The sequence below is a fragment of the Pseudomonas sp. PME37.24/006 genome, assembly GCF_055556635.1.
In genome coordinates, this window is the sequence record NZ_JBVHNL010000252.1 from 1 (window position 1) to 246 (window position 246).

At 59.3% G+C, this 246-nt stretch carries 1 protein-coding gene; it reads left to right on the plus strand.

All coding sequences use genetic code 11. The features are described from left to right. On the plus strand, nucleotides 1-246 hold a 246-nt coding region (locus ACZ3GY_RS24615), incomplete at both ends, for an ABC transporter permease subunit (RefSeq protein WP_465912424.1).

The window sequence follows — 246 nt, forward strand, 5'->3', positions numbered from 1 at the left end:
GTCTGCGGCGTGCTCTACACCTACTATTTCGGTATCGCCAACTACGAACAGTTCCAGCTCATCGTCTCGATCGACTACCTCGCCATGATCATCATCGGCGGCCTCGGCTCGGTACTGGGGTCCATCCTGGGCGCCGGCTTCGTCACATTGTTGCCCATCGTGATCCGCATCTTCATGGAGAATGTCGGCGGCTTGTTCTTCAGTGCGGCGGAGATGGCGAATGTCATCTCGGGGCTGCGGCTCGGG